1 protein-coding gene and 1 pseudogene are annotated in these 1,104 nt (G+C 63.9%); one reads left to right on the top strand and one right to left on the bottom strand.

The window, feature by feature from the left end:
- Window positions 1-537, top strand: a pseudogene (locus tag LQV45_RS34790) (phosphohydrolase); the annotation flags it as partial.
- Between the two features lie 77 nt (window positions 538-614).
- Here LQV45_RS34790 and LQV45_RS34785 read toward each other — a convergent pair.
- A partial coding sequence (locus LQV45_RS34785) for a glycoside hydrolase family 16 protein (RefSeq protein WP_230012499.1) occupies window positions 615-1,104 on the bottom strand: 490 nt, incomplete at its 5' end.

Raw genomic sequence — 1,104 nt, 5'->3', positions numbered from 1 at the left:
CCGCTGGACTACTCAAGGGACAGCGAACGCTGGCGCTGGACCGCGGACGCCATCGACGAGGCCAAATCGCAGAACATCCCCTGGACGGTGGTGGGCATGCATACCCCGTGCCTGAGCGTCGGCAACTACGACTGCCAGGCCGGGCAGGACTTCACGAACATGCTGATCGAAAAGCAGGTGGACCTGGTCCTGTCCGGCCACGACCACGTCTATCAGCGGACGCATCAACTGGCCACGGGCGGAGGCTGCGCGGAACTCGTTCCCGCGACCTTCGCCTCCGCATGCCTGGCCGATACCGATGACGCCATGGCCCAGGGCTCGGGGACCGTGTTCGCCACCGTCGGCGTTGGCGGCGTCGGACTCTACAACGTCCGATCCGAGGACCCGGAGATGCGCTACTTCGCCAGCACATCCGGAAAGAACCAGGACCCGGCCTTTGGGACCCTGGACGTCATGGCGACGGCGGATGAACTTGCCGCCCGGTTCATTCCCGCCGACGGCTACAGCTTCTCGGATTCCTTCACCCTCCGCCGGTAATCTGCTGCGGCATTAGGGCTCGGGTGTGCGGCGGCGGGTGGGCCGCCGGTAAGCCGCCGGACGCGCCCCGAGAGGGCTCAGGCCGGCACCCAGATGCTGACCCAGTCCAGGTAGACGTGGCCCTGGGTTTCCGGAGCCGGACACAGAGGCAGGCAGGATTCGGTCTGCAGGATGAAATGCATGGGCGTCGAGGGCACGTCCGTTGTGCTCGCGCCGATGGATCGTCCGTCAATGAAGAACTCAACGCGACCGGGGGTCCACTCTGTCGTGGCAACATGCCAGTCTGTGGAAACTTTATTGGAAAAGAACTGTTCAAAGCGCTTTGGATCCAAGGACATGAAATGGGCAGCTGCCGTCAGGATTGCTCCGAGGTCGCCTTCTGGGAAATCTATCTCCCCGTCCCGCGGCCAGATGCCACTATCCGGCCACAGGAGCCACGCCGTCTTGAAGCCAGGCATGGCATCCCCCCTGTACCGGACTGAGTAGCGGCCGTACAGCATGCTGTTGGCCCTCGGGGGATTTTTGCTGGCATTCGGAAATTTGGGCGTGGGCGCGGCACCCATGAAG

Source organism: Microbacterium sp. Bi128 (assembly GCF_918698205.1).
The sequence above is the reverse complement of the archived record's forward strand: the minus strand, read 5'-3'. Positions and strand labels throughout refer to the sequence as shown.